Origin of the sequence: Niallia sp. (genome assembly GCF_031978665.1) — a bacterium.
Classification (GTDB): Bacteria; Bacillota; Bacilli; order Bacillales; family Cytobacillaceae; genus Niallia.
In genome coordinates, this window is the sequence record NZ_DALZDK010000023.1 from 24,121 (window position 1) to 25,915 (window position 1,795).

Consider the following 1,795-nt stretch of genomic DNA (forward strand, 5'->3'; position numbering starts at 1 on the left):
TTGCGACTCCCGCACCTTTATTTGCGACTTCCTCACCTTTACTTGCGACTCCCACACCTTTACTTGCGACTCCCGCACCTTTATTTGCGACTCCCACACCTTTACTTGCGACTTCTACACCTTTACTTGCGACTCTCACACCTTTACTTGCGACTCCCAACTCCGCCTTATATCTTCAACGTGAAACCCCAATCTGCTTTCTTACTTTTTGTAAAAATGGTAGTGTACGGGCTCTTGCTTTTTCTGCTCCTTTTTCAAGAATCGCATCTATTCTTTCAGGATTTTCCATTAATTCATTGTATTTTTTCCGCGGTTCCTCTAGGAAACGATTCATGACATGGAATAATTCCTTTTTCACTTCTCCCCAGCCGATTCCTTTTTCATATCTTTCGCGCATCTGTGCTATTTTATCCTCACTTGCAAATTCCTTATAAAGTGTAAACAAAATTGATCTCTCTGTATCCTTTGGTGCTTCTGGGGGCAGAGAATCTGTTTTGATTTTATTAATAAGCTTCTGCAGCTTTGCCGGCTCTTCAAAAAGAGGGATGGTATTATGATAGCTTTTGCTCATTTTCCGACCATCCAAGCCTGGCAGGATGCTTGTGTCTTCGTCTACGATATATTCTGGCAAGACAAAGGTTTCTCCGTATTGATGATTAAAGCTTTCCGCTATATCCCGGGCAATTTCTACATGCTGAATTTGGTCTTTTCCGACAGGCACCATATTCGCTTGAAAGGCAAGAATATCGGCAGCCATTAAGATTGGATACGTAAATAGCCCCATGTTTACACCATCATCAATATCTTTTCCTGCTAGTTTATTGCTGTCGACGATACCTTTATAGGCATGGGCACGATTCATCAAACCTTTTGGCGAAAAACAGGCTAATATCCAGTTTAGCTCAAAGATTTCCGGCACATCGGATTGACGATAAAAGATTACTTTTTCAGGATCTAATCCGAGGGCTAACCATGTAGCTGCCACTCCATAGGTTAATGTTCGAAACTCTTTTCGATCATGGATTTTCGTTAATCCATGATAATCTGCGATAAAATAGGCCGCCTGATAATCGCTATTTTTCGCAAGCTTTAAGGCAGGCTTTATTGCGCCAATATAATTTCCTAAATGAATTTGTCCCGTTGGTTTAATGCCAGTCAGTACAATTTTCCCCATATTCTAGTCCTCCTTTTATAAAAAAACACAAAAAGGGCTACTCATCCTGTAAAAAAGGACGAGTAACCCGTGGTGCCACCTTTATTCGTTTATTAAAAATAAACGCACTTATCCGTACAGAAACATAGATGTTTCTTATACTTTGTCTTTTTTAACGGTCAGACGTTCCGCGCAGCCTACTATTTGTTCAGCCTTGTAGCTCCGAAGCCCATTCAGCAATCAATCCGTACTGATTCGCACCAACCATCAGCTCTCTTAAACCTTTCAACTGCTTACTCTTCTTCCTCATTGCTCTTCAATATTACATATATAGTAAATTATATGGTAAAAAAGGTCAAGAGATGCTTACATATTCCTGTCTTTTAGAAGGATATTATGAATAAGAATCCAAAAGAGGAGAGAAATCTCATGAAGAAAATCATCCGATTACTAATAATATTTATGTTTATTTTTCCTATCTCAACAAGCTTTGCAGCACCATTAAAAGACGTCAAGGCAGCATTCATTAGAGAAGGTAATCTATGGTTGTATTTCAAGGAAAAGGAACAAAAAATCACAACTTCTGGAAATGTAATTGGTGAAGTCGAATGGTCCCATGACGGAAAATATTTAGCCTATCAA

General features: G+C 39.3%; 1 protein-coding gene, 1 pseudogene and 1 other annotated feature. Of the genes and pseudogenes, one reads left to right on the plus strand and one right to left on the minus strand.

Annotated elements, in window-relative coordinates:
• Positions 1-175: 175 nt before the first annotated feature.
• On the minus strand, positions 176-1,174 hold the full coding sequence (locus RTL21_RS13670; protein WP_312096439.1) for a tryptophan--tRNA ligase: 999 nt from the start codon (positions 1,172-1,174) through the stop codon (positions 176-178).
• 51 nt (positions 1,175-1,225) lie between these two features.
• Positions 1,226-1,472, minus strand: a binding site (T-box leader).
• A 110-nt stretch (positions 1,473-1,582) separates the two neighbouring features.
• Between RTL21_RS13670 and RTL21_RS13675 the strand changes: the two are divergent.
• A pseudogene (locus RTL21_RS13675) lies at positions 1,583-1,795 on the plus strand (TolB family protein); the annotation flags it as partial.

Coding starts and splice junctions, on each gene's coding strand:
- RTL21_RS13670 (WP_312096439.1), bottom strand. CDS start 1,174: ATGGGGAAAATTGTACTGACTGGCATTAAACCAACGGGACAAATTCAT.